Source organism: Knoellia aerolata DSM 18566, from assembly GCF_000768695.1.
Classification (GTDB): domain Bacteria; phylum Actinomycetota; class Actinomycetes; order Actinomycetales; family Dermatophilaceae; genus Knoellia; species Knoellia aerolata.
Genome location: NZ_AVPL01000011.1, coordinates 39,324 through 64,787, shown reverse-complemented (window position 1 = coordinate 64,787; position 25,464 = coordinate 39,324). Strand labels below are relative to the sequence as shown.

Annotated in this window: 26 protein-coding genes; 19 read left to right on the top strand and 7 right to left on the bottom strand. The window is 65.4% G+C overall.

Going from position 1 to position 25,464, the window contains the following annotated elements:
* Nucleotides 1-214 precede the first annotated feature (214 nt).
* Nucleotides 215-712 (bottom strand): hypothetical protein, encoded by a 498-nt coding sequence (locus N801_RS06530; protein WP_084108384.1) that lies wholly within the window; start codon nucleotides 710-712, stop codon nucleotides 215-217.
* A 144-nt stretch (nucleotides 713-856) separates the two neighbouring features.
* Between N801_RS06530 and N801_RS06525 the strand changes: the two genes are divergently transcribed.
* Nucleotides 857-2,056, top strand: coding sequence for an IS110 family RNA-guided transposase (locus N801_RS06525; protein ID WP_035935102.1), 1,200 nt, complete (start codon nucleotides 857-859; stop codon nucleotides 2,054-2,056).
* An 801-nt stretch (nucleotides 2,057-2,857) separates the two neighbouring features.
* Here N801_RS06525 and N801_RS20620 read toward each other — a convergent pair.
* Both N801_RS20620 and N801_RS20615 read right to left on the bottom strand, forming a co-directional pair.
* Nucleotides 2,858-3,346 carry an EVE domain-containing protein gene (locus N801_RS20620; RefSeq protein ID WP_156996538.1) on the bottom strand — a complete coding sequence of 163 codons (489 nt, stop codon included), beginning with the start codon at nucleotides 3,344-3,346 and terminating at the stop codon, nucleotides 2,858-2,860.
* 194 nt (nucleotides 3,347-3,540) lie between these two features.
* A complete protein-coding gene (locus N801_RS20615) occupies nucleotides 3,541-3,855 on the bottom strand; it encodes a hypothetical protein (protein ID WP_156996536.1) in 315 nt (104 codons plus the stop codon).
* A 404-nt stretch (nucleotides 3,856-4,259) separates the two neighbouring features.
* On the opposite strand from N801_RS20615, the gene N801_RS06520 reads away from it, so the two are divergent.
* The 18 genes from N801_RS06520 to N801_RS06440 all read left to right on the top strand — a co-directional run bounded on the left by N801_RS06520 (nucleotide 4,260) and on the right by N801_RS06440 (nucleotide 21,714).
* A complete protein-coding gene (locus N801_RS06520) occupies nucleotides 4,260-4,517 on the top strand; it encodes a hypothetical protein (RefSeq protein WP_156996534.1) in 258 nt (85 codons plus the stop codon).
* A 1,213-nt stretch (nucleotides 4,518-5,730) separates the two neighbouring features.
* Nucleotides 5,731-6,426 (top strand): ATP-binding cassette domain-containing protein, encoded by a 696-nt coding sequence (locus N801_RS20125; RefSeq protein WP_084108381.1) that lies wholly within the window; start codon nucleotides 5,731-5,733, stop codon nucleotides 6,424-6,426.
* 29 nt (nucleotides 6,427-6,455) lie between these two features.
* Nucleotides 6,456-7,661, top strand: a complete 1,206-nt coding sequence (locus tag N801_RS20610; RefSeq protein WP_169744218.1) for a hypothetical protein — start codon at nucleotides 6,456-6,458, stop codon at nucleotides 7,659-7,661.
* A 32-nt stretch (nucleotides 7,662-7,693) separates the two neighbouring features.
* Nucleotides 7,694-8,230 (top strand): hypothetical protein, encoded by a 537-nt coding sequence (locus N801_RS06510; RefSeq protein ID WP_035935094.1) that lies wholly within the window; start codon nucleotides 7,694-7,696, stop codon nucleotides 8,228-8,230.
* A gap of 629 nt (nucleotides 8,231-8,859) precedes the next feature.
* Nucleotides 8,860-9,648 (top strand): hypothetical protein, encoded by a 789-nt coding sequence (locus N801_RS06505; RefSeq protein ID WP_035935092.1) that lies wholly within the window; start codon nucleotides 8,860-8,862, stop codon nucleotides 9,646-9,648.
* A 50-nt stretch (nucleotides 9,649-9,698) separates the two neighbouring features.
* Nucleotides 9,699-9,896, top strand: coding sequence for a hypothetical protein (locus N801_RS06500; RefSeq protein WP_156996530.1), 198 nt, complete (start codon nucleotides 9,699-9,701; stop codon nucleotides 9,894-9,896).
* Nucleotides 9,893-10,729, top strand: a complete 837-nt coding sequence (locus N801_RS06495; protein WP_035935086.1) for a hypothetical protein — start codon at nucleotides 9,893-9,895, stop codon at nucleotides 10,727-10,729. The genes N801_RS06500 and N801_RS06495 overlap by 4 nt, the downstream gene beginning before the upstream one ends.
* Nucleotides 10,723-11,022 (top strand): hypothetical protein, encoded by a 300-nt coding sequence (locus tag N801_RS06490; protein ID WP_035935084.1) that lies wholly within the window; start codon nucleotides 10,723-10,725, stop codon nucleotides 11,020-11,022. The genes N801_RS06495 and N801_RS06490 overlap by 7 nt, the downstream gene beginning before the upstream one ends.
* Nucleotides 11,022-11,867 carry a hypothetical protein gene (locus tag N801_RS06485; RefSeq protein ID WP_156996528.1) on the top strand — a complete coding sequence of 282 codons (846 nt, stop codon included), beginning with the start codon at nucleotides 11,022-11,024 and terminating at the stop codon, nucleotides 11,865-11,867. Before N801_RS06490 ends, N801_RS06485 begins: the two co-directional genes overlap by 1 nt.
* A gap of 2 nt (nucleotides 11,868-11,869) precedes the next feature.
* Nucleotides 11,870-13,369 carry a type IV secretion system protein gene (locus N801_RS20605; RefSeq protein ID WP_035935081.1) on the top strand — a complete coding sequence of 500 codons (1,500 nt, stop codon included), beginning with the start codon at nucleotides 11,870-11,872 and terminating at the stop codon, nucleotides 13,367-13,369.
* A 12-nt stretch (nucleotides 13,370-13,381) separates the two neighbouring features.
* Nucleotides 13,382-14,887 (top strand): SCO6880 family protein, encoded by a 1,506-nt coding sequence (locus N801_RS06475; RefSeq protein WP_035935078.1) that lies wholly within the window; start codon nucleotides 13,382-13,384, stop codon nucleotides 14,885-14,887.
* A gap of 1 nt (nucleotide 14,888) precedes the next feature.
* Nucleotides 14,889-16,412, top strand: a complete 1,524-nt coding sequence (locus N801_RS06470) for a putative type IV secretion/conjugal transfer ATPase (protein ID WP_035935075.1) — start codon at nucleotides 14,889-14,891, stop codon at nucleotides 16,410-16,412.
* 10 nt (nucleotides 16,413-16,422) lie between these two features.
* Nucleotides 16,423-17,976, top strand: coding sequence for a peptidoglycan DD-metalloendopeptidase family protein (locus N801_RS19610; RefSeq protein ID WP_052112687.1), 1,554 nt, complete (start codon nucleotides 16,423-16,425; stop codon nucleotides 17,974-17,976).
* 58 nt (nucleotides 17,977-18,034) lie between these two features.
* Nucleotides 18,035-18,487 carry a hypothetical protein gene (locus N801_RS19605; protein ID WP_052112686.1) on the top strand — a complete coding sequence of 151 codons (453 nt, stop codon included), beginning with the start codon at nucleotides 18,035-18,037 and terminating at the stop codon, nucleotides 18,485-18,487.
* Nucleotides 18,484-19,965, top strand: a complete 1,482-nt coding sequence (locus N801_RS06455) for a type IV secretory system conjugative DNA transfer family protein (RefSeq protein WP_035935072.1) — start codon at nucleotides 18,484-18,486, stop codon at nucleotides 19,963-19,965. Before N801_RS19605 ends, N801_RS06455 begins: the two co-directional genes overlap by 4 nt.
* Complete coding sequence (locus N801_RS06450) at nucleotides 19,962-20,624, top strand: hypothetical protein (protein WP_052112685.1); 663 nt, start codon at nucleotides 19,962-19,964, stop codon at nucleotides 20,622-20,624. The genes N801_RS06455 and N801_RS06450 overlap by 4 nt, the downstream gene beginning before the upstream one ends.
* A gap of 17 nt (nucleotides 20,625-20,641) precedes the next feature.
* Nucleotides 20,642-21,160 carry a thermonuclease family protein gene (locus tag N801_RS06445; protein ID WP_052112684.1) on the top strand — a complete coding sequence of 173 codons (519 nt, stop codon included), beginning with the start codon at nucleotides 20,642-20,644 and terminating at the stop codon, nucleotides 21,158-21,160.
* 38 nt (nucleotides 21,161-21,198) lie between these two features.
* Nucleotides 21,199-21,714 carry a hypothetical protein gene (locus N801_RS06440; RefSeq protein WP_035935069.1) on the top strand — a complete coding sequence of 172 codons (516 nt, stop codon included), beginning with the start codon at nucleotides 21,199-21,201 and terminating at the stop codon, nucleotides 21,712-21,714.
* Here the strand turns inward: N801_RS06440 and N801_RS06435 are convergent.
* The 4 genes from N801_RS06435 to N801_RS06425 all read right to left on the bottom strand — a co-directional run bounded on the left by N801_RS06435 (nucleotide 21,692) and on the right by N801_RS06425 (nucleotide 25,447).
* Entirely contained in the window at nucleotides 21,692-22,861 is a 1,170-nt protein-coding gene (locus N801_RS06435) for an ATP-binding protein (RefSeq protein ID WP_035935067.1), read from the bottom strand. The two genes, N801_RS06440 and N801_RS06435, sit on opposite strands and share 23 nt — an antisense overlap.
* A gap of 173 nt (nucleotides 22,862-23,034) precedes the next feature.
* Nucleotides 23,035-24,222 carry a hypothetical protein gene (locus N801_RS06430; protein ID WP_035935064.1) on the bottom strand — a complete coding sequence of 396 codons (1,188 nt, stop codon included), beginning with the start codon at nucleotides 24,220-24,222 and terminating at the stop codon, nucleotides 23,035-23,037.
* A 114-nt stretch (nucleotides 24,223-24,336) separates the two neighbouring features.
* The gene (locus N801_RS21735; protein WP_281175674.1) at nucleotides 24,337-24,462 is read right to left on the bottom strand and encodes a hypothetical protein; all 126 of its coding nucleotides are present in this window, start codon (nucleotides 24,460-24,462) and stop codon (nucleotides 24,337-24,339) included.
* Between the two features lie 82 nt (nucleotides 24,463-24,544).
* Nucleotides 24,545-25,447: a hypothetical protein gene (locus N801_RS06425; protein WP_052112683.1), complete on the bottom strand. Its 903-nt coding sequence runs from the start codon at nucleotides 25,445-25,447 to the stop codon at nucleotides 24,545-24,547.
* Nucleotides 25,448-25,464 lie beyond the last annotated feature (17 nt).

The following is a 25,464-nucleotide window of genomic DNA, read 5'->3' as shown; positions in this document are numbered from 1 at the left end:
TGAGCCTCACCTCCCCCGAAGGGAGGCTCTTTCATGCCTAGCTGGCGAGATGCAGCCGAGATTGCATGAGCGGTGGTTGTCGAAGCCGACGCCGTGTGCCGCGCGCGTCATTCGCGGCGATAGGACGCACCCTCGACGAGCATCGATAGGACGCACCTCTCGACCATTAGCCGAACGACCGGATAGCGGCACTGCGGTTGTTGGACGCCGCTCGTCAAAGGAACAGAAGGACGGTCCGAGCGATGCCGAGCGGTGGGCCGAACGGCAACGCGAAGTCAACCCAGTAGGCGAACTCGAACGGCAAGAGCATGATCGCGAAAGCCTTCGTGCCCGGCGCATCAGCCAGGATCATTCCGCCCAGGACTACCTCCGCGGCGCACACGAGGACGAAGCCAGCAATCAACGCTACGGACGTCGGAACGCCCCAGCGCTCGAACGGGCCGCCGCCGTAGGTGGGGAAGCCGAGGAACTTCCAAACCTCACCGGTGTTGGCGAAGTGCCACGCACCACCGACGCCCGGGAGGCCGAATCCGATCCCGAGCAGGAACGAGCATGCCGCCGCCGCGACTCTCACATCGACAGTGTCGTACGCGTTCGGCGCCAGCGGATCAAGACTGCGCAACTCGCGGCTACTAGACGATTCACGTAGGACCGGCGTCCGGCCAGACTCGGTCCAGGTGATCGGCGGGCAGCTCTCCATGCGGCTGCCCACCAGCGTCGTCGGTGTGGCTCACTATCGGTCTGCGTCCCGTCGGTCACCGTGACGAGGCGTGGCTCAAGAAGGGACTGCCCTGCTCGTAGTAGCACTGCCCACCTCGCCGTCCACATCGGAACGAGTGCAGGCAGGAGCAAGCACATGGATCACGTTGTGATCGGGGTCGATCCCCACAAGCTCTCCGCGACGATCGAGGTCGTCGACGAGAAGGAACGCCGGCTCGGCCAGGGTCGGTTCACGACCGACAAGGCCGGCTACGCGGCGATGCTGAAGTACGCCAAGGCCTGGCCGGACCGGGTGTGGGCGGTCGAGGGCGCCAACGGTGTCGGGCGTCCGCTGGCGCAGCGACTGCTGGCATCCGGCGAGCAGGTCGTGGACGTCCCGGCGAAGCTGGCTGCTCGGGTCCGGCTCTTTGACACCGGCCACAACCGCAAGACCGACGCCCACGACGCACACTCGATCGCGATGGTGGCCGTGCGCACCACGGGCCTGCGGGTGCTGGCGATGGACGGTGAGCTCGAGGCGTTACGGATGCTGGTCGAGCGCCGTGAGGCACTGAGCCGCCGACGCGTCCAGACCGTCGACCGGTTGCAGGCCCTGTTGGCCGAACTCCTTCCAGGACAGGCGAAGAAGGACCTCACCACCGGTCAGGCCAAGCGAATGCTCGCCTGCGTGCGGCCCCGCGACATCGCAGGCAGGACCCGTCGGCGGATCGCGGTCGAGGAGCTCGCCGAGCTGGTCGCGGTCGAGGCGAAGATGAAGAAGGCCACCGCCGAGCTGAAGACCATCGTGCTGTCCCGGGGTTCGCACCTGATGGACCTGCACGGTGTCGGACCGGTGGTCGCCGCCCGGATCCTGGCCGACGTCGGGGACGTCTCCCGGTTCGCCGACCGCAACCGGTTCGCGTCCTGGACCGGCACCGCACCGTTGGACGCGTCCTCCGGTGAACGGAGCCGGCACCGGCTCTCCCGGGCCGGGAACCGTCGGGTCAACCACATGATCCACATCGCGGCGATCAGCCAGATCCGGCTCGACACCGATGGCCGGGCCTACTACCGGCGTAAGCGCGCCGAGGGCAAACGGCCCCTGGAGGCGATCCGGTGCCTGAAGCGCAGGATCTCCGACGCCATTTATCGACAGCTTGTCGACGATGCCCACGTTGCCGCGGTCGAGGGCGCAAACGCGGGCCCGGGAGGGCACTGCGGGGCGTCTCTTGCATCCAGCGCGGCCGGCTTAAACCCGCACACCGGCGCTTCGGATCAGCCACTTCCCGGACCCGCACCAACGACGCTACGCCCAGCCATCGAGACGCGGAAGTCCCACCTCGAAGCAACCGGTTGACAACAGAAGGGAGCCGAAGTGACGCAAGCTATGCAGGGAAGCCTGTGCGCTCTGCGCCCACCACCCATTTGACGAATTGGGGGACGTGCCACTGCCGTTGTAGCGACGGCACTTGGCGCTGGATCGCAGGCGATCGTTAAGCGATCTCGCGGACTGGTGAACGATCGGAAGCGACAGCAGGGTCAGCAAATCGTCAAGGTCATTGAAGGCCGCCATCGCGGCCGCGTCCCCCGCCGTGGCGTAGGGCGCTGGATACAGGTCTCGCTTCCGTAGAGCCCCTCGTAACGCACTCGGCGAATTCTTCGACTGGAGCACCAGGAACCCGCCAGTATCTTTGCCGGTGACCGGGTCGTAGTGAGCGACCAGAACTTCCATGTTCGAGACGTTCACTGTAAAGAGACGGCGCCTACGTCTGATGGCCTTAGTTCCTGGCATCGCCCGGAATGTCCAGGCGTCCCCCTCGTCATATCGATAGTTGACGAGGGCTACCTGCAGGTACCTGCTCAGTACCTCACGGACTTGAGGTGCGAGGGCATGGTCCCTCAGCGTCGCAAGCCCGGCCAGTCCGGCAGCGGCCCGAGACGAACTGGACCCGGAAGCCAACCCCTGGAGGTCGCGAGCTTGCACTGGGGTCGCAGGCAGGTTGGTTGCGATCCAGACTCGGCCACACATGCGGCAACGTCGTTGTCGGCCCAGGCCGAGCTGAATGAGGTCCGTCGAGCGGCACGAAGGACGTGTCAGCTCATCCATGGCTTCGCCAGCCTCGCCCTGGTCTTTCTCCTACTCGGTCCCGACACCCGCTCACAGCGTGTTCCACCACTCCGAGAAGCCGGCGGCGGGATGTCCCGGCAACGTCGTTGGCCCATGTTGGCGCATCAACTCAATTGCCGCGTCGAACTCCTTACTACTACAGGGATAGGCAGTGCGACGAGCCATCGACAGGATCTGGTGACTCGCGAATGCCGAGCCTCGAAGCTCATCTATCCGCACGGGGTGGTGGACCAGATACCAGTGGATGGCGAGGGGTACGAATGGCGTAAGCGTCGACTTCTGCTTGCTGTCACCCCAGCCGAGCGGGTATCCGGTCCGAGGTCGCCCTGAGATCTTGCCGGCAGCGTGGACGCCTCTGAGATCAGGATTCGTGTTGGCCATCCAAACCAAAACGCCATCTCCGACCTCGACTTGACCCTCGACGCCAGTCACCGACCATCCAAGGATCGGCTCCGAGAACAGCTTGTCGGGCCTATCCCACTTCTTCGGATTGCCCTGCAGAACCCAGAAATTGGTCATCGCGCTCTCGTCTCGGCCTTCGTTCCCCGGAACGCTACTCCCAAGCCCCCATATCAACGGATGAACCTCTCGCTGGCACCTCGCATCAGGCGACCGGCCCTCAATGGCCGATCTTGGCCCAACCTCGCAACGGCTCTCGCCCGGCGGAAACCTATGGTTTGCCGGTCCGCTCGCGGAGACGTGACGCGGGTGGGTCAAGCGTCGTCGTCTGCCGGGGTGCGGTACTCGATTCCGTAATGCGCGGCGACGAGAGACGTCGTCTCACAGCCCCAGTCCGTGCGTTCTGTCATCGGCACTGGATCATCGAGGCCCGAGTCACACTCACCCTCCCCCGAACCGCAGTCACGGTGAAGCGCGATGATTCTGCGCGCTAAGGGATCCTTGATGGCGTTCAGTCGCCGCCTGGCCGCCAGCCATTCGTTTGGCGATCCTGGTCTGTCGTCAACCTCATGAACCACATCCATGTGGAGCCGTTCGCTGGCTTCCTCGTCATAGACGTACTTGGTCATGCACGAACGCTAGTTCACGTTGTTCACATCCCAGGCGAAACCGCCGACCCCGTCGATCCCGGACCGCGCTGCGTACGCGGCGGCGTGATCCAGCACGGAATCGTACCGCCATCAGCCCTCGTCATCACGGCCCACACGGTCCTAGCCTGATCGTGTGTCCCAACTTCAGGAACTAGGCGAGGCACTCGCCTTGTACCGAACCGCTCGACATGCGCTGCTCACGAAGGTAGGCGTCCCCCTCTCCAACAGAGATCCCTTATCTGAGTTTGCCGAGGTCTTCGTGGCAGTCCTCGTGGGGGGAACCACGGCAACAAGCAGGGTTCAAGCAGCATGGGACGTCGAAGCCCCGGACGGCTCCCGGTATCAGGTGAAATACCTCGCCAACACGATCGACAGTGGAGTCAATGGAGCACCACATCCGATCGATCCCTGCCGTCGATTGGTACGCGCTGGTCCACATCGAGGACTTCACCGTGGCCGGTGTTCTAGCGTTTCCACCCGACCTCTCCATCGTGTGCGCCGCCTTGCACAAGAGGCACCCACACCAGGACGCTGCGCTCCAGTTCACGCGTCTCAACTGGCTCGCCATCCGGGACGATCCCGACCGGTTCCGCGCCCTCGGGATGAGGCTATGGCTCCCGCCGGCATTCGCCGACCGCTGAGAGAGCGTCCTGCACCAAGGCTGGCAACGCCCGACCGCCACGGGCAAGTCGCCACGGGAGTCCTTCTTGCGGCGCTTAGACGCACCTCGCGAGACCACTGCCTGCACGAGCGGATTGCGGGGGTTGCGGACGGTGCACGGGAAGGCCTGGAGAGATCAGGGGTCGTAGACGACCATGAAGGTGTCACCTACTTCAGCCCGGAGTTCGTGCGCAAGCCGCTGCGCGCGCGGCGCTAGGCACGGAGTCCTAGTTGGTGATCGCGATGCACTCGCGTGGGCAAGCAAGGGGGATGTCATCAAAACGGTCACCGCCTCTGTTTGGTCTTCTCCGAGAAGGAGCTACAACGCTCACTCCGGGACGGGCACGATGACGCGTTGATCGTGTGGAGGCCAGGAGTGGCGCTAGAGGAGTCCCGTGCCCGCCTCATGCCGATCCATCTCGACGCGTCCCTGGAAACGACAACCGATGAGGACACCGACGGCCGCTGGAGCTACACACGCGGCTTCTTTCGGCGCTGACCCTCGCTGTCGCTCACTGCGGCGGTTGCGTGCGTGCATCGGGCAGGATGAGCACAGTCCGATCGTCCACGCGACACACCAAAGCTGAGCGGAAGGGTGGGCCGACCGCGCGCACCAAGGCTCGGCCTCGCCGGCGCGTCCTGCGGGACACCGGTAACGTGTGTTGATCTATGCATTTGCCCCGAGAACTGCACGACCGCGCTATCCTTCGGGCACCAGGGGGGAGACTGGCTACCCCATGTCATTAGGGAGGCCACAATGAAGTGGTTGAAGATGGGGTTTTTGGCAGGCGCAGTGATACTTGCCCCCGCCGCTGAGGCGGTGTATTACAGCTTCGGCACGATCACGGCGTACGAGGGCAGTCGAGCCGTAGCCGCCGGTTACGGGGATCACGGGATTGACTACCCCAAGGACGACGTTGGCGGAACTCTCTGCTTTAGGGATGTCCGCTCCGGAGGTAGTTCGGCGCATGCGGCCGTTCGGTATACGTACTACCGCAGCGGCGTCTCCAGCGGCCAGTACAGCGCTTGGACAGGTAACAACTCCAGCACGGCCTACCGGTGCGAACAGGAGCTCCGAGAGCTGGACGTCAGTTACGACAGGGCGGAAACGCGCGGGAGCATTTGCCAGGACGACACCTGGCCCGCACCGGATGACTGCGCTAACTCCGCATTGCGGAATCACACCATCCCCTGATGCGTGAACTGAGCGCGACCGAACTCGTCGTTCGTAGGGGTTCCTTCGAACTGTACTGCCCTGCTTGGACCACTGATCTGGGGCTGACAGCCGTCGTCGGGCTGAACGGGGCTGGCAAGAGCACGCTCCTGCTTGCCCTCGCCGGGGTGTTACACCCCGACGTTGGTCAGGTCATAGGAGCCACTGAGACAGTACTGCTGCCTCAGGAGGCGAACGTTCGAACATCCCTCAAGGTCGGGGAGTACCTCGCCTACCTCGCGATGCTGCGCGGTATACCGAGACGCGATCGTGCTCAGGCCGTGGAGGCCGCACTGACACAGTGCGGCCTCCGCGGCAAGGTCGATATGAAAGTGTCAAAGCTTTCCGGGGGGTGGCAGCGGCGCGTCGCCATTGCCCAAGCACTTCTGGTCCGAGGCCGCGTGGCACTTCTTGACGAGCCCACTGTGTCCCTTGATGTCAGTGCCTCCCGCTCCGTCTGGCAGCTGTTGCAAGAGACAGGTCAGAATCGACCCGTGGTCGTTGCATCTCACGAGGCGTCGGCCGTGTTGGAGTTCGCGGACTCGATTATTCCGGTCTCGAATGGGGTCGTTGGGTCGAGCATTCCTGGCCATAAGCTCCGTACTGCATATGCTGACAGCGGGCTTTCCCCCGAAGCATTTCTCCTCGCCGCAATGGCTAGTGGAGAAGCTGCGTGAGAGTGCTGTTGAGGCAGCGGCGCTCTTGGATGCCTGCCGCTTTAGTTGCGGTCGCCATGGTCGTCGTGATGGCCGTCGGCGGGGCTGGATGGATCGGTGAGGTCCTCTGGGGCCAAGAAGTCATCGGCCGCGCCCAATTCCTCGCCCTCCCGCTCATTGGTTCCGTGGTGGCTTGGTACGCCGCACGTGACTCCGACGGCATGTTGACCGTGTTACCAGGCTTCAAGGAGCGAGGAAGGCACGCGGCGGCTACCGGCGCTGCGGGCTGTTTCTGGCTGGCGGTCGTCTATGCCGTCGCCCACCTAGTCGTGGTCGCGGCGGCACTATTTGCACCGGTGACGATCACTAACGGGAGCTTATGGCCGTGGACGACACAGACCCTCACCGCCCTAGCGACTTGGTGGATGGGCTTCGTGGTGGGCTCGTCAAGCGGGTCCATCATCGCCGCTCCCCTCGTTGGAGGACTCACGCCAGTCCTTCTGCTTGTCGGGCGAGGACGGACCCTGTTCACGCGATTGGCTGAGTTGGGCTCCAACGGCACACTGCTCGGCTACCGTCCTGACTCGGCGCAATTTGGATCTCGTGTTGTGCTTCTTTCTCTTCTTCTTGCTGCGCTGGTTGCAGCAGTCCTGACATCGCGTCGCCGCTTCTTGACGACGGCTGCACTTGCCCTTGCCGCCGTGGGGGGTCAGTTTGTTCCGACCGGTGATGGATACAGATTGACTCAGAGCCGGCCAACAGTTTGCGTGGGTGAGAAGACCCGACTCTGCGCACTTCAAGAACTTGAAGTGCTCGCCGAACATTGGGCGCCGTTCATCAATCAGGTCTCCGCCGAGTCAGTCAAACTGACCTCGGAACTGCCCACGACTTACTGGGCTTGGACTGCAGATGTGGATGCCCAAGGAAAGCCGTGGGTGACAATTTTCGACCCGGGCAGTTGGCGTGGTGAGCCGGATAAGTCCTTCATGATCGAGGAAATAACCGCGCCGCGTTCCTGCGCGATCTGGCGCGGCGGTTCGCCACCACCGGACTCATGGGTTGCGGCCTCGTGGTTAGTGAGCGACGAAGTCAGAGTGCGTCTGGGCATGGCTCCTCTCTACAACGTGAGCGACCGGCTCGAACCGACCGACCCCAACACTCAGGACAGGATCGTTCACGACGCTGCTAAGTCCCTAGCGACTTGTGACCTGAATGCCCTGCCCCCAGAACTTCGATCCGTGCGACTTCGCTCATGAGGGCATGGCTTCATGACCACAGAGGGCATTATGTGTTGGCGATCGTCCCGCTTGTTCTCACTATTTCCGTAGTGCTCACCGTGGACATTCCCAACCCCATTTCAGCTCAACTGCTCGCAATACGCTCCAACGTGTTAGCCCTCTTGCTCGGATCCACCATTGGTCCCATGGCGATTCGCTCCCGAGCCGCCGGTGACCTGTGGCTGGACACCGGGTACCTGCGTAGAGCGATGTGGGTTGCTCTTCTGACAGGTCTCTGGGTTGCATTGCTGCTGGCGACGGACCTCCCCCCGAAGGATGGGTCGTGGATTGCGAAGATGTACCTGACCGGAGTGCTGTGGGCCGTCCCCCTAGGATTCACACTCATTTGGGACGAGGCAGCAGGCCTGCTCGCGATCTTCGCTGTATTCATGAGCTACGTCGTCACGCCCGCAGATAGTCTTCCTGGGTGGTGGAGCCCGCTTGCGGTGAACCCCGAACACGACAACCTCGGCTACATCGGAGGGGCGCTGCTGGCGGGGGCATTGACGCTTTACCTTACCAATCTCCGCGGGCAACGCCGCTTCTAATCAGCCGCTATGGGGCTGATCCTCCGTGATGTAAAGCCGCACGAGTCCCAGTTGCTTCAAAGGCCCCCGCTGCAGGTCGGCCGTCATCCTTGATTGACGGAAGATACGGTTGATTTCGACGTGGCCGACGGCGTACTGCGACTCCAGGGCGATTGGAACAGTGAGCGGGCAACGCGGTTCAGTGGGGCCGCCGCATCCGGGCGACAGCCCTAATTGGGCGAATGGGGCCCACAGTGGGCGCTGTGACACTGCCCCACAGTGGGCGGTGTGACGCAGCCTTCGTGGACCAAGCACTCATGGGCACGACGGCGCTCGATCCGTGGTCGCAGATTTCCCTGTGGACCCGTCCGACCGACGGGCGATCTTCGACCTCGACGAGGGAACGCTTCGTGACCGCTTGCCTGACCGTTCTGAGTAGGGCCTTTCAGCCAGGGCGAGGCATGTGTGGCAACTCCTCCATCACGAACTTCTTCAACTTTCGGGGGGACGTTGCATTTGCGCAGGTCACAGACCTGACCGCTTACCTCTAGAAGGTCGTACCCCCCAGCGATTCGCGCTGGGTGGGGACAACCTCGGGGACGCCCGATCGGGATCTTCCTTCCATGCCCACACGGCGGAAGGAGCTCGAAATGAGCGTCGCAAGGAACCTCGGTCTGGATGACCCTGACAACAAGATGCTGGCCCTCGCCAGGGATCGCTGGAGCAGCTGGCGTCTCGAGCACGAGGCACTCGAGGTCGTCGAGGACCTCTTGGACTTGCCCGCCTGGATGCGCAACGCCGAACCCGCGGACGCAGACCGGGTGCTGCTCGCGTTGGCCGAACTGGCCTCACCCGAAGGCGGCGATGACCTCGCCGCTACGGGAGCGTTGGCTTGGCTTCTTCTGCCCGGCGCCAGCCTTCTCGCAGCTCGACTGGCGACCCTGACCCCGAGCATCGACGAGGTCCTCGCCGCCCAGTTGTGGGTCGAGGCTCGAACCTTCCCGTGGCAGCGTGGACGCCGCGTCGCCGCCAACATTTTGATGAACGCCCGCAAGGCGGTCATGCGGGATCTCGCAGTGGGTGTGGCTGCGGACCCGGCATGGTCCCGAAGCATCTTGATTGCCCCCACGGAGGACGTCTGGGGGGTCCTTCCTGGCCCGGCCGCCGAGACCCAGCCCGAACACGAACTGGCCGAGCTCCTGGAGTGGGCCTGCAGTAAGGGAGTCATCACTGAAGGCGACCGGGAGCTGCTCGTCGACGTCGCCGCCACCGCGGACCGGCACCAGCCGCGCCGTGCCGGTCGCGGGCATGCCGGGCTGCTCTCCAACGACGTCTCCACCGAGGTCGCTCACCGCCACGGTGTCTCACCGATCACCATCCGCCGCCGGACCCGACGCTCGGTCCAAGCGCTGCGAGACGCACGAAAGCTGTCTGCCTGATGAAGACCGCCAGTGACCCCCATCCGGCGTTAGAAGGCGAGGTGATGACAGTGACTGACCCCGCAGAGATCGAGCGACTCATGGACGTGGCCAACAGCGACGCCGCCGTCCTCGAGGACCTCGACCAGTGCATGACCAGGCTCCGCCAAGCGCAGCTTGCGAAGGCCGCCTTGGCCCGTCTCGACGCCGGCGACCTGCGTGAGCTGTTCGCTGCCCGACGTCGCGCACTGGGAGAGCGAACCCGATGAGTGCGACCCAGACGGCTCCGCGCGCCGCCATCAGCGTCGACGAGCTGAAGCGTGCCTGGCAGGCCGTACAGGCCGGACAGTTCCGCACCGACCCGAGCCGCCGCCCGAAGGACACCGGCAACGGTAAGCCCGCGCCGACGTGGGATCCCGATGAGGATGTCCTCCCGGTCATCGGATGCGGCGGCAACACCGGTGCCAGCACCGTCGCCCTGGCGATCGCCACCGTCGCTGACTCGGCCCGCGTCGTGGAGTGCTGCACCGTCACCGCGACCGGCCTAGCGGCTGCGGCCACTGCCGAGCTCGGGCGGGTCGGCAGCGGGTGGACCCGAGGCACCCGAGACAACGTCACCCTCGAGCGCGGCACCGACGTGCTGCTCGGGATCGACGAGGTCCCACCGCCCCCGCCACCCATCAGCCCACTGGGTCTGACTGTCCTCGATATCGGCTGGGAGCTCGGGCAGGTCCTGGCCACGCCCTGCTGGATAGGCGAACACGTGCACCGTGCGCGGGCCGTCGTCGTTGTCACCTCGGCCACCGTGCCCGGCCTGCGACGTCTGGAAGGGGCCCTGGCGCTGCTCGAGGGCGCCAACGTCGTAGCCGCCGTCGTCGGCCCCCGACGAAAGAAGTGGGCACGCGGCATCGACCACACCATGGGCGCCCTCACCCGTGCTCTGGAGGGCAACGGGCACCTCATCGACATCCCCGAAGACCGCGACCTGGCCAGCCGCGGCCTCGACACGCGACCGCTACCGCCGGCACTGACCACCGCAACAACCCATCTGCTTCGGCGTGTCCAAGCCAAGAACCACCGAGAAGGGGACTCCTCATGCTGAACACGATCACCTACCACCTCACCGCCCTCCCGACAGCGGTGTGCCCCACTGCGCCACCTCAGGCCCAGAAGTACGCCGACCAGCTCATGGGCTACGTCCTGTGGGGCGTCATCTTCCTGTTCTTCGTTGGTGTCGTCGTCGGCATCGGCTCCATCGTGGCCGGGCGAGTGTTCGGCATGCCCCATGCCAGCAAAGCCGGGATCGTGGGGGTCGTCGTCGTCTTCCTCGCCGTCATCGCCTACCTCGTGCTGCCAGGCGTGGTCCGCGCCATGACCGGGTCCGGTTGCATCTGATGGCTCAGGCGACGCACCTCACCGACGGGTCATGGGGAAGGCCACGACTATTAGCCGTCCTCGCCGGCGGAGTCGTCGTCGTGCTGGTCGGCCTTGTCGGCCTGGGCCTGGCGGTCCTCTACGCAGTGAAGTCCGCCGACACCTCGCCCGTGGAACCCGGCTCGGCCGAAATCCGCACTGGGGCCGCGGGGGAGTCCCACGGTCAGGCTCACCGGGACGCAGTCGCGGCCGCCCCCATGCTCGAGGTGGAACCGGACGACTCCAAGGCCGGCACCCCGGCGGCCACCCCCGCACCGGTGCTGGCCGTGCCCGCCGCCACCACGACGGGACCGGTCGAGGTGCCCACCGGATTCCCCAAGTCACCGGCGGGGGCGATCGGACAACTGGCGGCGATCGAGACCACCGTTTTGCAGGGCATGTCGATCCCGCACGCCAACGACGTCTACGAGCAGTGGGCCCTGCCGGGCGGTGTCGGAGCTGCTGACTGGCCACTGATCAAGAACGTCCAGGCGTTCCTGGCCAGCGCCCAACAGGGGCAGACCAAGGACCCCTTCATCACCGTCAGCGCCCACCCAACGGCAGCACAGGTCAAGGGCATCGATGGGTCGGACTGGGTGCTCGCCTGCGTGCTCTTGGACATGAGGGCCGTCATCACCACCGAGGCTCGGGTGGCGTACGGGTACTGCGAACGCATGCAGTGGGTCGGGGACGACCAAAGCGGGCGGTGGATGATCGCCCCCGGCGAACTGCCCGCCACCGCACCCTCAACCTGGCCAGACACCGATCTTGCGGTCAAGGCCGGCTGGCGTACTTGGGTCGACGCCGAGGACTCGGGGGTGAACTGACGATGTTCAATCCGTTCGAATACCTTGCATCAGCCGCGGGCAAGGTCGTCGCTGACGGATGGACCGCGGTCTGCCTCGGAGTGTGGAACGCCGGGCTGTGGCTGCTCAAACTGGTGCTGACGATCGTCGACAGTTTCACCACTCCCGACCTCAGCGAGACTGGCCCAGGCGCGGAGATCTACAAGATCACGTTCTGGATCGCGCTGACCCTGATGATCACGCTGTCCCTGGCGCAGCTGGGAATCTCTGCCTTCCGCAGGGACGGTCGCTCGGTGGGGCAGCTCCTCATCGGCACCGGCCAGTTCCTCATGGTCTGGGCCGCCTGGCTCGGCTACGGCGTCGCGCTCCTCGCGGCCGTCGGCGGGCTCACCAAAGCCCTCATGAACAAACTGCTGCACATCGACAAATGGGCACAGTTCGAACCCTTGGGCACGCAGATCTCCGTCCACGACATCTCCGACGGCACGGTGGCCACAGTCCTCATGGTGCTCGCCATCTTTCTGGTGTTCGCCGCCATCGGGCACCTGCTCGTCATGCTGGCCCGGGCCGGCTCGCTGCTCGTACTCGCTGCCACCACACCCATCGCGGCCGCGGGGCTGTCCTCCGACTTCGGCCGCGACTGGTTCTGGAAGAGCTTCCGGTGGTTCCACGCCGCTGCCTTCACCCCAGTCCTCATGATCCTCGTCCTGGGGATCGGGGTACAGATGACATCGGGCGTCGCCACCGGCATGACCAACGAGCTGGAGAAGGCCATCGGCACCGCAGTCCCCGGCGTGGTCCTGATCTGCATCGGCTGCTTCAGTCCACTCGCACTCTTCAAACTGCTCGCGTTCACCGACCCCGGCACCACCTCCGGCGCGGCGCTACGTACCGGCCTCTCCGCACAAGGCGGGATCTCCGGACTGCTGGGAGGGCTCGGTGGAGGTAGCGCCAGCGACAGCAACTCCGCGGCCTCCGCCACCGACGAGAACGGCAAATCGCAAGGCGAGAGCGCCGGCGAGGACTCGACGAGCAGCCGGTTCAACGGCAGCACGGCCGGAATGATGGGCAAATTCGGCGGCGCCCTCGGCCAGGCTGGCGCCGCCGGCATAGGAGCCATGGAGAAGATCGGATCCACCGGCGCCTCGGTGGGCGCGGACCTGACCAACCAGATGGGGGTCGGTCACAACAACTACGTCCCCGACTTCACCTCCACCAAACGCAGCGGCGGCGGTCGACCCAAGGGTGGAGACGGGAACAACCCCCAAATCGGTGGAAGCGGTAGCCCCGACCAGGACCTCCACCCTGCGGCGACCGGCACCGACGGGGCACCCACCCCTTCCCTGCCCACCCCACCCACCCCATCGCTCCCATCTGCACCTGGAGGCGGGGGCCCATCGCCCGGCGGCGGCGGAGCAGGGCTGCCCAGCCCTGGCGGGGGCGGCGCAGGAGCAGAAGGTGCAGGTGCAGGAGCAGGAGCAGCAGGAGCAGGCGCGGGAGCCATCCCCGTCGTGCCGGTCTAGGAAGGACGACACATGGCAGTCATCTACGCGGATTACTCCCGAGCTCGCATCGGCTGGTTCTTCGGGCTGTCGGGATGGCAGTTGGCGATCGTCTCGCTGACGTTCCTACCGATCGCCTGGTCGATGAACAGCGGGGCCTGGATCTCCGCGCTGCTGTTCGCGCTCCTGTGGGCAGTCATCCTCCTGATCACGATCACCCCGGTGCGCGGGCGGTCCGCCACAGGGTGGGCCACCGCGTCCCTCGCCTTCGCAGTTGGCGGGCTGACCGGCTGGACCAAGTTCCGCTCCAAGGCAGGGCTCGGGCGAGCTGACCACCTAGACGAACCCGACCTGCCCGGCATCCTCCAAGGCGTCAAGATCCACGACGGCCCACCCAACGGTGCGATGTTCACCCGGACCGCCATCATCCAAGACCACCGATCCCGCACCTGGGCGGTGACCGCGTCCGTGGTTCACCCCGGCATCGGGCTGAAAGAGGTCGACGAGCGACAGAGACAAGGCGGCGGACTCAGCGACCTTCTGGACCTCGCCGCACGAACCGAACTCATCGACGAGATCCTCCTGCTAGTACGCACCGTTCCCGAGGACGGTGCCGAACGCGACCAATGGGTCACACGGCACCGCCGCGGGGCCGCGGCAACCGCAGCTCGTCAGATCAACGACGAGCTGCAGACCAACCTCACCCGAGCCAGTGTGCGCACCGAAGCGTTCGTCACCATCGTGGTCCCAGAAGGGCGCCTCTCGAAGGAGGCCAAGGAGTCAGGTGGAGGCCTCGACGGTCGCGCCCGCGTGCTTTACAGCTTGGCCGCAGAGGTTGAGGCGCAGCTGCGCGGCGGCATGGGCATGACCGCCGTGAAGTGGCTCACCAGTCCCGAGCTGGCGCTGGTGTGCCGCACCGGTTTCGCACCCGGCGACCGTGCCGGGATCGTCGATGCCCTCGACAGCCGAACGAGCGACCCGGACGTGAACGCTGACATCCCTTGGGCCATGGCCGGACCCTCAGGGGCGGACCCGGTGGCACGGCACTACAGCCACGACGCCTGGAACTCAATCAGCTCCACGATCAAACTCCCCGTCAAAGGTGCCGCCATGGGCGCTCTCGCCCCGGTCCTGACTCCGACCGCGTCGGGGGAGCGTCGCAGCTTCATGGTGGCCTACCCGATCCTGACGCAGTCAGCGGCGCAACGACAGAGCGCCACCAGCGGATGGGCGGCCGACATCGGTGAGGAGATGCGCAACAAGGCGAAGGTCAAACAGCGCACCAAGTCCAGAGACGAAGCCGACAAGGTGCGCCGCCTCGACCAGAAACTGGCCCGGGGAAACAGCCTCACTCGCCCGTATGCCGTCGTCACGGTCACGGTCCCCAAGACCGCCCGGGCCTCGGAGTACGGCCGACGCCTCGACGCATCCGTGCGCCGGGCCGGGTTCGCGCCGCTTCGGCTCGACCTTGCCCAAGACGTCGGCTTTGCATCCTCCACCGTCCCCATGGGGATCAGCCTGACCAGAAAGGGCAACTGACATGGCTACCAAACTGGGCAGCCGCCGCAACGGCGGCCGCGACATGTCGCGACTGCTCTCCGACTTCGGCCACGAGCTGCCCTCCATCCCGCAGCAGCTCCCGCCGGTGCAGGAGGGGCGGATGTTCCGGCCCTCACCCCGCAACGGGGAACGCCGCGCCGGGCGAGGGTGGGCGCCCACCTCCGCGCCCGTGTCGCTGTGGCGCATGACCAGCGACCAAGCCCCTGTCTTCTGGCCCTTCATCTCCACCCCGGGCCTGCCACCCACCGGCGCGCAGATGGGTATCGACATGCTCTCCGGTGGCGCGTTCTACGCAGACCCTCTCGGATGGGTTCTCGACGACGACGTCCCGGTCACCAACTCCAACATCTTCAGCTTCGGAAAGCCTGGTCGCGGCAAGAGCGCGACCACCAAGTGCTTCTGCCTGCGCATGATCGACTTCGGCTACCGGGTGCTCATCCTCGGCGACACCAAGGACGAGTACGAGCCGCTGTGCCGATTCCTGGGGGTCGAGCCCTTCGCGATCGGGCCAGGCCTGCCCGCCCGGATCAACCCCTTGTCCTTCGGGCCGCTCCTGACCGGATGGGACGAGCTGAGCCCGCAGGAAGCACAGGCCCGGGCCACGATCGTCTTCTCCCGCTGGCTCACCCTCGTCCGGGGTCTGGTCGGCTCCCAACGCATCGGGGAACAGCGCGTCCCCTTCGGCCCCACCGACGAAGTTGTCGTCAAGGCCGCCCTGCAACACCTGACCGGCTACGCCGCAGGACACACCCGAATGCGCGAAACCACCATCCCCGAACTGTGGCACCTGCTCGACAACCCCACCAAGGACCTCATCGCAGAATGCCGCTACTCCGACGAAAGGCACTTCCTCGACGCCACCCGGCTCCTGCGTGATGCCCTCGGGCAACTCGTCAGTGGCGCCTTGGCCGGCCTCTTCGACGATCACACCACCGTCGACGTCGACTGGCGCGCCCCCATCCAGTCCCTCAGCCTCTCTCGACTCGACCCGCTCGGCGATGAAGCCGTCGGGATCGCCCTGACCTGTTTGAACTCGTGGGGGCGAGGCATGCGAGAGATCGCCCCAGCCGGCGACCTGCGTGTGGTCGTGCGCGACGAGTCCTGGAAACAGCTTCGGCTCGGACCCGAGGCAGTCAAGTCCTTCGACGCAGACCTGCGCCTATCCCGTCGCGACGGCGACATCCAGTTCGCGGTCGCACACAAACCATCCGACCTGCTTTCCGCAGGCGACACCGGATCCCAAGCCGTCGCCATCGCCAAGGACCTGCTCCACCTGGCAGACATCAAGATCCTCCACGGACAGGACCTGGCGGTCGCCAACGAACTCGAGACCCTCCTCGGCCTCGGCCCTATCACCCGTGACCTGGTGACGGGGTGGGCCATGCAAGGCAAAGGCCGCGCCCTGTGGAGCGTGGGAGAGCGGACCTACAAGGTGCAGACCGTGCTGCACCCCACCGAGCGCCGGCTCACTTACACCAATGACGCCATCGAGGGCGCGGCCTGAGGCCGGACCGATGAAGAAGATCGCGCTCGTCCTCATCCCCCTGCTCGCGTTGATGTGCCTGCCCCTGGCTTTGGGTGCCATGGCGGTAGTCGGCGGCGCGGCGATCGGGGCCGAGCTGCGCACCGTCGACTGTGGTGGAGCCATCCCGGCCACAGGTGACTTTCGACCGCCGTTCCAACAGGCCTACGCAGTGAGTCAGCGAGGCTTCGGCAACGAGTTCCATCCCATCGCCCACGAGTGGCGCCAGCACACCGGCCAAGACCTCTCATCCCTTCCCGGGCCAGGTCCCGTGGTGGCGATCGCCGGAGGCAAGGTGACGTTTGCGGCGGCCCGAGGCACCTACGGCAATCTGGTCGACGTCACTCACGCCGGGGGAATGGTGAGCCGTTACGCGCACCTGGCCAAGATCACGGTCAAACCGGGCCAAGTGGTCAGCCTCGGCGCAACCCTTGGAATCGAGGGCAGCACCGGGGGAAGCACCGGCGAGCACCTTCACCTCGAGATCCACGTGGGAGGCCGCGCCGTGGATCCGGTTCCGTTCATGCTCGAGCACGGCGCACCCCTCAACGGCAAGGCCGTCGCCCCCAGCGCAACCACCACCCCCGTCCCCAGCGACGTCACGGAAGGCGGAATCGGATTCGATCTGCCAGCAGCCGGTGCGCCTAGACAGGACTCACTACACACCCCACCAGCAAGCATCCCGCCGGCGATCAAAAGCCTCTACGAGGCAGCCGCTGACAGGTACAAGATCCCGTGGACCCTCCTGGCCGGCATCGGCATGGAGGAGACAGGGCACGGACGCAACAAGGGCACCTCCAGCGCAGGCGCACAAGGCCTGATGCAGTTCATGCCAGCCACTTTCGCCACGATGGGCGTCGACGGCAACGGTGACGGCCGAGCCGACATCCACAACGACGCCGACAGCGTCTACTCCGCCGCGAACTACCTCATCAAGAGTGGCGTGGCCAACGGGCCAACCGGCGTGAAGAAGGCCATCTGGGCCTACAACCACGCCGACTGGTACGTCAACGATGTCCTCCACTACGCCCACACCTACGGCGGCGGACTCGTCCTGGGAGATCCCACCGACTGCGGGGTCGCAGGCGCCGGCAACCCCCAACTCCCGCCCCTGAGCAGCGACCGCCTGACCAAGGTGCTCACCTGGGCAGGGGGCCACGCAGGCGACCCCTACGTGTACGGCGCGAACGGACCCAACGCCTGGGACTGCTCCTCGTTCACCCAAAACGCCTTCGCGCAGGTCGGGATATCGATGCCCAGAACCGCTGGTGCACAACGGGATTGGCTCGCCAAAGGCAACGGGTTCCGGGTCCAACCCGGTCACGAACGCCCCGGAGACATCATCTTCTGGGACTCCTACCTAGGCCCTGACCGCATCGGGCACGTCCTGATCGTCTGGGATCCCACGACCAAGACCACGATCGACGCCCGAAGCACCGCCAAGGGAGTCGGCCACTTCAGCTACGCCGACGGCGCGAAGCGCAACATCTTCGAGATCTGGCGCATCGGCAACATGGCCGATCAACCCTCCAGACAGCCCGTTTGAGGCCGGGTGACCGTCAGAGCCGCCGCCGCGACTTACGGGCAGTGAAAGGAGCCGACACATGCAGAGATCACGACGGGTCAACCCGCACCCCACGACCTGGGAGATACCGCTGGCGACCGTGGTGGTCGTGGTGCTCCTCTTCATCCTGGGGGTACACGCCGGCCGCGCCGGCGCCAACCTCATCGCCGGTGCCGGCCTGCAATTCCCGCCACGGGAGGAACTGTTCGTCAGCACCTTCCCTGTCATCCGCGGAGACGCAGGGGCGGGTCTGGTCCCTCGACCAGACCACGTCGCCGGGGCCGCCGCCACACTGATCTGGATCGGGATCGTCGAAACACTCAACTTGGCCCTCATACTGTGGGCGAGCAAGATCGCCTGGGACCAGTGGGGTCCCTCCCGGGTCCACGGCATGGCCACCCGGGCAGAAGCCGAGAAGCTCCTGGGGCGAAGCCGACTGCGCCGCAACGCCGCAGTCATCCGCCCCGACCTCTACGGGAAGCGGCAGCGATGAAACTCAAGCAGAAGGTCGACCCACGGCAGATTGGGTGGCGTCTGGGGCGTGCCCGTCAACCCAGCGGGGGAGAACTGTGGGTGCCCTGGGACCGCACCGCTGGCGTGATCGGCCCACAGGGCAGCGGAAAGACGCTCGACACTCTCATCCCGGCACTGCTCAACGCGCCCGGTGCAGCCCTGGTCACCCTCACCAAGGCCGACGACCTGCTGCTCAGCTTCACCGCCCGCTCGAGCGACGACCGACCCTGCGTCGTCCTCGACCCCTTCGGGATCACCCAAGGACTGCCGGAGCTCGTCTGGGACCCCATCGAAGGGTGCATCGACCCGATGGTGGCCGAACGACGCGCCAAGGCGTTCACGGCCGGAACCGTCAAGGGTGCGGTCGCCGGCGGTCACGGGGACGACGCAGCCCGCTTCTACGCCGCTGAAGCAGCGAAAGTGATTCAGGCGTTCTTCCACGCTGCAGCACTCACGGGCCGCACGCTGGAAGACGTGCTGCGCTGGGTGGCCAACCCGCACAGCACCTCGGACCCGATTGAGATCCTGCGCGAGCACCCGCACGCGGCACCGTTCTGGCATGGGCTGCTCCACGGCGCCCTCCACGGGGACGACCGCACAGCCGGCAACACCATCACGACCGTGCAGCAAGCCATGTCCCTGTTCTTCCAAGAACACATCAGGAAGCGGTGCGTCCCCGGACCCGGCCGGTCCGCCACCGACATCGCCGACGTCATCCGCCGCGCAGGCACGATCTACCTGCTCGGCAGGGAGGACCCCTACGCCAGCGCTTCGCCATTGATGACAGCCGTGGCCGAACACGTGCTGGACACCGGCCTCGCGGCAGCTCAACGGTCACCGCACGGCCGGCTCTGCCCACCGATGCTGGCCTGCCTCGACGAACTGCCGTCGACGGCGCCCTTGCCGACGCTGCGCACCCGGATGGCCAACGAGCGAGCCTTGGGGATGGCCTTCATCTGGGCGGCGCAGACCCGCGCCCAACTGTCCGCGATCTTCGGGGAGCAGGAAGCCCGAACCCTTCTCGGTCTGACCAACAACCTCGTTCTGTTCGGTGGGAGCAAAGATGTTGCGTTCAACCAGGAGATCTCCGACCTCCTCGGACCGGTGCGGATCAGTCGCAGCAGCTGGCAGTCCGGGCAGATGGGCGGGCGCAACGTCGTGGGTGAGGACATCCCCATCCTGACCGGGGCAGAGGTGCGCCAACTGAAGGAGGGGCATGCTCTCGTCGTCTCCGAGAACGGCAAGCCGATCATCGCTAAACTGGACCGATGCATCACCGGAAAGACGGGCAAGCAACTCCTGCATGAAAAATCCGAGCTGCGAACCCGGCTCGGTGACAACCAGCGCATGACCGTGACCCCCGAGGCGCGGGCAACCGCGGCGCTCGTCCAGGCGCGGCGCCGAGGACTTCTGCACGACAGCGGAAGCCCGACCGACTACAGCTTCACCCAACCATGAGCACCGTCCAAGGCTCCCCAGTCACCCCACCGCGGGCGGCGCCGATCATTCGAAGCTTTCCCGAGCCTGGAAAGGGAATCCAGCAGGCCTACCGAGAACTCGACCTAGCTGACACCGGTACGGATGCGCAGAGGAAAGCGCTCGGCGACCTGAACCTTCTGCCGCGCCCCTGGGACCCGGCAAGTCTGACTCAACCCCAGCTGCGGTTGGAGGTGTGGTCCTGGCTTGAGGCGGTCGCAACCTGGCTGAATCTTGAGTACGTGTGGGACGTGTCGGCCATGATCCCGCCCTGCTGGCCGCAACACCCATACCTCGTGCACGAGATAGCCGTCATCGCCGACCAGCGGCGCAGGGCAGGACGGGCCCTGACCAGCGATGCACTCGAGGAGTGGCACCGATACGCGTTGCCTTCCTTCATCGACCGGATGAAAGGCCGCACACGCAACTACTGCGAGGAAGGGCACCAGGACTGGCCCGCGAAGGGCCGATTCGCTCGCCACGTCAGCGACGAGCAGGTCAACGAACGCAGACGAGCCTTCAACGCTGATCAGCAGACTCAACGGGCATCGCGGGCCAGCCAGCAACCGCAAGGCCCGCAGCTCCGAGTCGTCGACGACGGCCTCGCGGTCGACACCGGCACCGGCGAGATCGTCGACTGAAGCAGGTGAAAAGAACGATGACGCGTCACCATTTCCTCGAGAACGTCACCCCGCTGGTCGTCTGCACGACCCTGTTGACAGGGTGCGCCGCGCCGCTCACCAGCGCCACCTCAGGGAAGGCCCCGCTGACGCTCACGAATGTCGCCGTCGTCGACGGAGACACCCTGCGTGCCACCGTTGGTGGTGCACGGGAACGGGTCCGGATCGTGGGCGTCGACGCACCCGAGCTCGCCCACGACCCGCGCCCGGCTGAGTGCTGGAGCGCAGAGGCGGGCGTCGCGCTGGGCGAGCTGCTCGAGGGCCAATCAGTTCTCGCGTTCTCCGTCGACGACGTCGACGACCGCGATCGCTACGACCGGCTCCTACGTCAGGTCAACGTTGCCGGCCAAGACGTCGCCGAGTACCTCCTCGAGCAGGGCCATGCCACGTCGTTCCGAGCGCTGGAAAACCACCAGCTGTCGCGGTACTACCTCGACATTGAGAGGGCCGCCGAACAGAGGCAACGCGGCCTGTGGGGCGCCTGTCACCACCCGTGAGGGAACGACCCTCACGAACTGATCAAGGGAAAGGACGGATGGACGCGGATGAGAACGCCGCGACGTTGTCGCGCTTCGAGATTGAGTTCGGCGACTGCGACGAGTCGCTGCATCCTCTGTGCGAGGGAGTGGTCTGCGACACGGTGCTCTTGGTGTCGGGATTCGAGACGGTGGAGCATGCGGAGGAGTACGCCCGGGACCTGCTCTACGACAGGTACACCGTGGCCGATGTTCTTTCCGGGCCAGGAGAGGGGCTGACCGCCTCGACGATGATGACCGGAGAACGCGATCCCGCGACGGTCATCATCCGCGACTACAACGTGGCAGACAACGCGTGCCCCAGCGGCGACAGGTCGTACACCTTCGTGGCCGGCGGCCACGACGAGTTCTCTTTGGAGGACATCGATCTGGACCCCGCGCCGGAGGAACTGGCCACCGTCATGCCCGGACTTCAGCCAGAAGATGACGACTTGAAGCTGCGCAGACAACGGGAAGCCGACGCCCGGCGCGCAGAGGTTGCGACGTCGACGGTTACGCGTGCTGCCGGGAGATGAAGTCAGCCATCTGAGGGACCGTGAACGCGACGCGGCCGTGCTCGGGCGCGTAGATCAGACCCTTGGCGATGAGGTTCGAGCGGGCCACACTGATCTGACTCATCGACTTGCCCAGCCGATCGGCCACAGCCCTGGAGTTGGACCCCGCGTCACCGTCGATCGCAATCGCCTTCAGATAGTCGCGCTCCTGCGGGGTAGCGCGATCCCACCGTGCCCGGAAGAAGCCGTTGTCGAGTTCACGGAGCCCTTCAGCGCACCCCAGCTCGGCGTCACGCTGAGTGATACCGGGACCGGGTGCAACGGACCATGTCTTGGACCCGAACTCCTGCAGGAAGTACGGGTAACCGCGGGAGACCTCAACGGCCAGGGTGACAGCATCGCTCTCCCACTCCACTGACTCGAGTCTGGCCGGCTCGGTCAACACGGCACGGGCGTCGTGGTCGGGCAGGTGCTGGATGTGAGAGAACTGGAAGAGCCGCTCGGTGTAGGACTTCGCCTCCGCCAGCGCCGCCGGCAGGCTGGGCAGGCCGGCGAGGGCCACAACGAACGGCAGGGACCGTTGGTTGGCGATGTGCACGAGGGAGCACAGTGTCGCCATCTCTGCATTGGTCAGATCCTGCGCTTCGTCGATCAGCAAGGCGACACCCTTGCCGTCCTCTCGAGTCGCAGTGGTGAGGTCGAGGATCAGCCTGAGCAGATCCATTTCGAGCGCGCCCGAATCCGCGCCGCCACCATCAGACCCGTCGAGATCCAGGCCGAACGACCAGGTTCCCGTTGAGTCCACGCTTGCCTTGAACGAGACGAATGTCTTGAGGGCGGCCTTGATCTTCTCGCTGGCACTAGGACGGGCGAGGTTGAGCAAGGGGAGCTGGAAAGCCTCGGCAACAAGCTCGCGCAAGCCCTTGCCCGTGCCCGCCTCGATGAATCCTGCGACCCACCCGCGCTGCTCGGCCTCTTCGTGGAGTTTTCCGAGCAGCACGGTCTTGCCGACACCACGCAACCCGTAGAGCACGGACGAGCGCCCAGGCCGACCATGCTCGGCGCGGGCGAGCTGGGTCGTCCACTGGTCCTGCTGTGCGTCCCGTCCCAAGAGGGCTACGGGACGCATCCCAGCTCCGGGCATATAGGGGTTCGTGACCTCGTCCACAACATCCTCCTATAGAAGTTCCTAACTCAGTATAAGGGGATTTTAGACAGGCTTACAGATATCTACACTTTGAGTTCCCGCGCGTTGGCAAGTGGGTGGCGGGTGTTGGCTGTGGCGCCTGCGTCGAGCAAGGGACGCTGAAGAACGACCCGAGCAGCGGAGTCCTGCGGCGCTCACTCCGACAGCATCTGGGTGGCGAGTTGCCGGATCCGGGCGAGACGCTTGCTGACGGGACTGTGGTTGGCGTAACCCAAGGTGGAGGCGACCTCGTGGAGTTTGGTGACTCCGCTGCTGAGAAGGATGACGATGCGCTGGTCCTGCGGGTCGAGTAGGGCCATGAAGTCGTTGCAGACGATGTTGCCTATGACCTCTGATTCGGGGCCGTGGATGGGGGGCGCCTGCGTCAGCTCGACAAAGGTCACTTTTACCTTGGAGCGCTTGCGGTGGATCTTGCGCTCGAAGTCCTCCTTCGCGTAGGTCCAGTGGTGGGAGAAGTCGTCTTCAACCCGGTGTGAACGGACAGCATCGAGGATCCCTCGCAAGTTCCCGGTGGAGTCGGCTGCGTCGACGATCTCTTTGGTCGCCTGCGCTGCGTCTTCTTCGCCGACCCAGATGTTTGAGCCCATCCTGGGGTGGGTCATCCGCGCTCCCTCAAGAACGGTTCCGTCCGTGAGGACGGCGGGTTCGTCCATGGGCTTGTGGCCGCCGCCTTGGGGTAGTTCGCGCAGACGAGCTTGGATGACTTCGGTTGCCGGTGGGATCCAGTAGTCGAGGTTATGCGCCAAGAGCCGGATCGGGTCGTCCTTGGTGAACCCCAACATTCGAGAGCCGGGCATCAAGTGTCGCCAGGTGGTCCTGGCCCAAGCTTGGCTGAGGCGGGCTTGGGTGTCGTCGGGTAGGACTCTGTCGACGTCGCCTCCCATGAGGTGTGGCCACAGGCCGCGCGACAGGACCGGGAGGCCGTGGCGGATCAGCGTGTCTTTGGGGAGGAGGTGGTAGAGCGGGGCGAGCTCGTAGTACCTGGTGCGGGTGCGGGGGACGAAGCAGATGTTGCGTTCACCCTGCTCGACGATCTTGCTCATCCAAGCGGGAAGGTCTTCTTCGTCGAACAGGTATTTTCGGTATTGAGCTGCCTCCCAGTGCATGTTCCACTGGGCCATCGCCAGCCGGTCTTTGACGCCTCGCTTCGTCACGGAGATGTATTCGGGCACATCTGGGTTGGCTGTGCTGAGGGTGGCCTTGAAGATGAAGCCGGCAGAGATCTTGTTCAGTGCCGGATAGAGATCGGGAGTGGTCAGTTCCGGGCGCTGCAGGACACCGTCAAGGTCAGGGTCGTGGGGTGCTTCAGCCATGGTGGTCATACCTAGGGTTACGGCGCCCAGTTCGCGTTTCGTTCCGCACGCTGGCCGCCATTTTTTGGTCTGGGGTGGGGGTGCCCGGGTCTGGTGCCCGGGACCCCCACCTCCTATCGTGGGCTAGGTAAGTCGTCCCACCACGACGAATGACGCGGTCAGGACGCTGATGAGTGCGATCAGCCGCACCGTTTCGGGCCATCCGTGCAAGGCCGCCCGGATGGTGCGGCTGATCTCCTTCGCGATCATCTCTTCTTCACCTCCTCGGTGTTCCGGAAATCTGTTGGATGCCCCAGTCACGACAGGTGACGGGCTGACGGTTCCTGGCTGCTCACTTGGCAGATCGACCCTGGCGTGCAGGTGAGGCGGGTGCGCGACCTCGGGTCTTCGGCGCCAGTGACTTCGTCCGCTTCTTGGTCGCTGCCTGCTTCTTGGTGCGCACCTCCCGCTCCTTGCGGGCCAGATCCTGGGCGGCTGCACGTGCAGCCGATGAGTAGGCGCCGTTGAGCGAGTACCACCACTTCGTCGTGGATCCGGTAGGGCTGAGCGGCGCCTTGATGGTTTCCGGGCGTCTGGTCAGCAGCCCCCACTCCTCCAGATCGCGCGTGCCGTTCTTGAAACTGGCTGCCGAGAGCCCATACCACTCAGCGGCTCGCTCGTAGCTCAGCCAGACCTCGTCGCCCTTGCTCGTCTCCGCTGCCACGATGAGCAGGACGGCGAGCCCCGGCAGCTTCAGATCGGCAAAGAGCCCACTGGTCCAGAAGGCGCCGGGGAGCGAGAAGTACGTTTCCTTTCGGTCCTTGCCGACTTGGCCAGGCGCAGTCCACTTGGACTTGCCGTCTTCCCGACGTGGGGTGACGCGGACAGCGCGACCCTCCCGGGTGCGATCGATCAGCCCGAGCCCTTCGAGATCGGTCCAGGCCTTGGAGATGTCGCTGGTGGTCCACGCGGTGCCCTTTTCGGTGGAGAGCAGGCGCGCCCACAGTGCGCCTTCGAACGGCTCTCTTCGCTTTTCGAGCATGGGCCAGATCGTGAGGAGCAACAGGTAGAGCAGCAGGGCGCGGTGCTTGCGCTTGTTGACGAGCGTCCCGAGAGTGCTGGGGCGCACCGCGGATCCGCGGGGGTGCTGGACGAAGAGGTGCCGCACGATCCCGTAGTTCCTGCCGGTCAGGCGCAGGACCTCGGCGCGGGCTTCGTCGTAGGTAGCGACAGAGCTGGAGTCGGAGGTGGTCATGGCGCTGAGTGTATGCA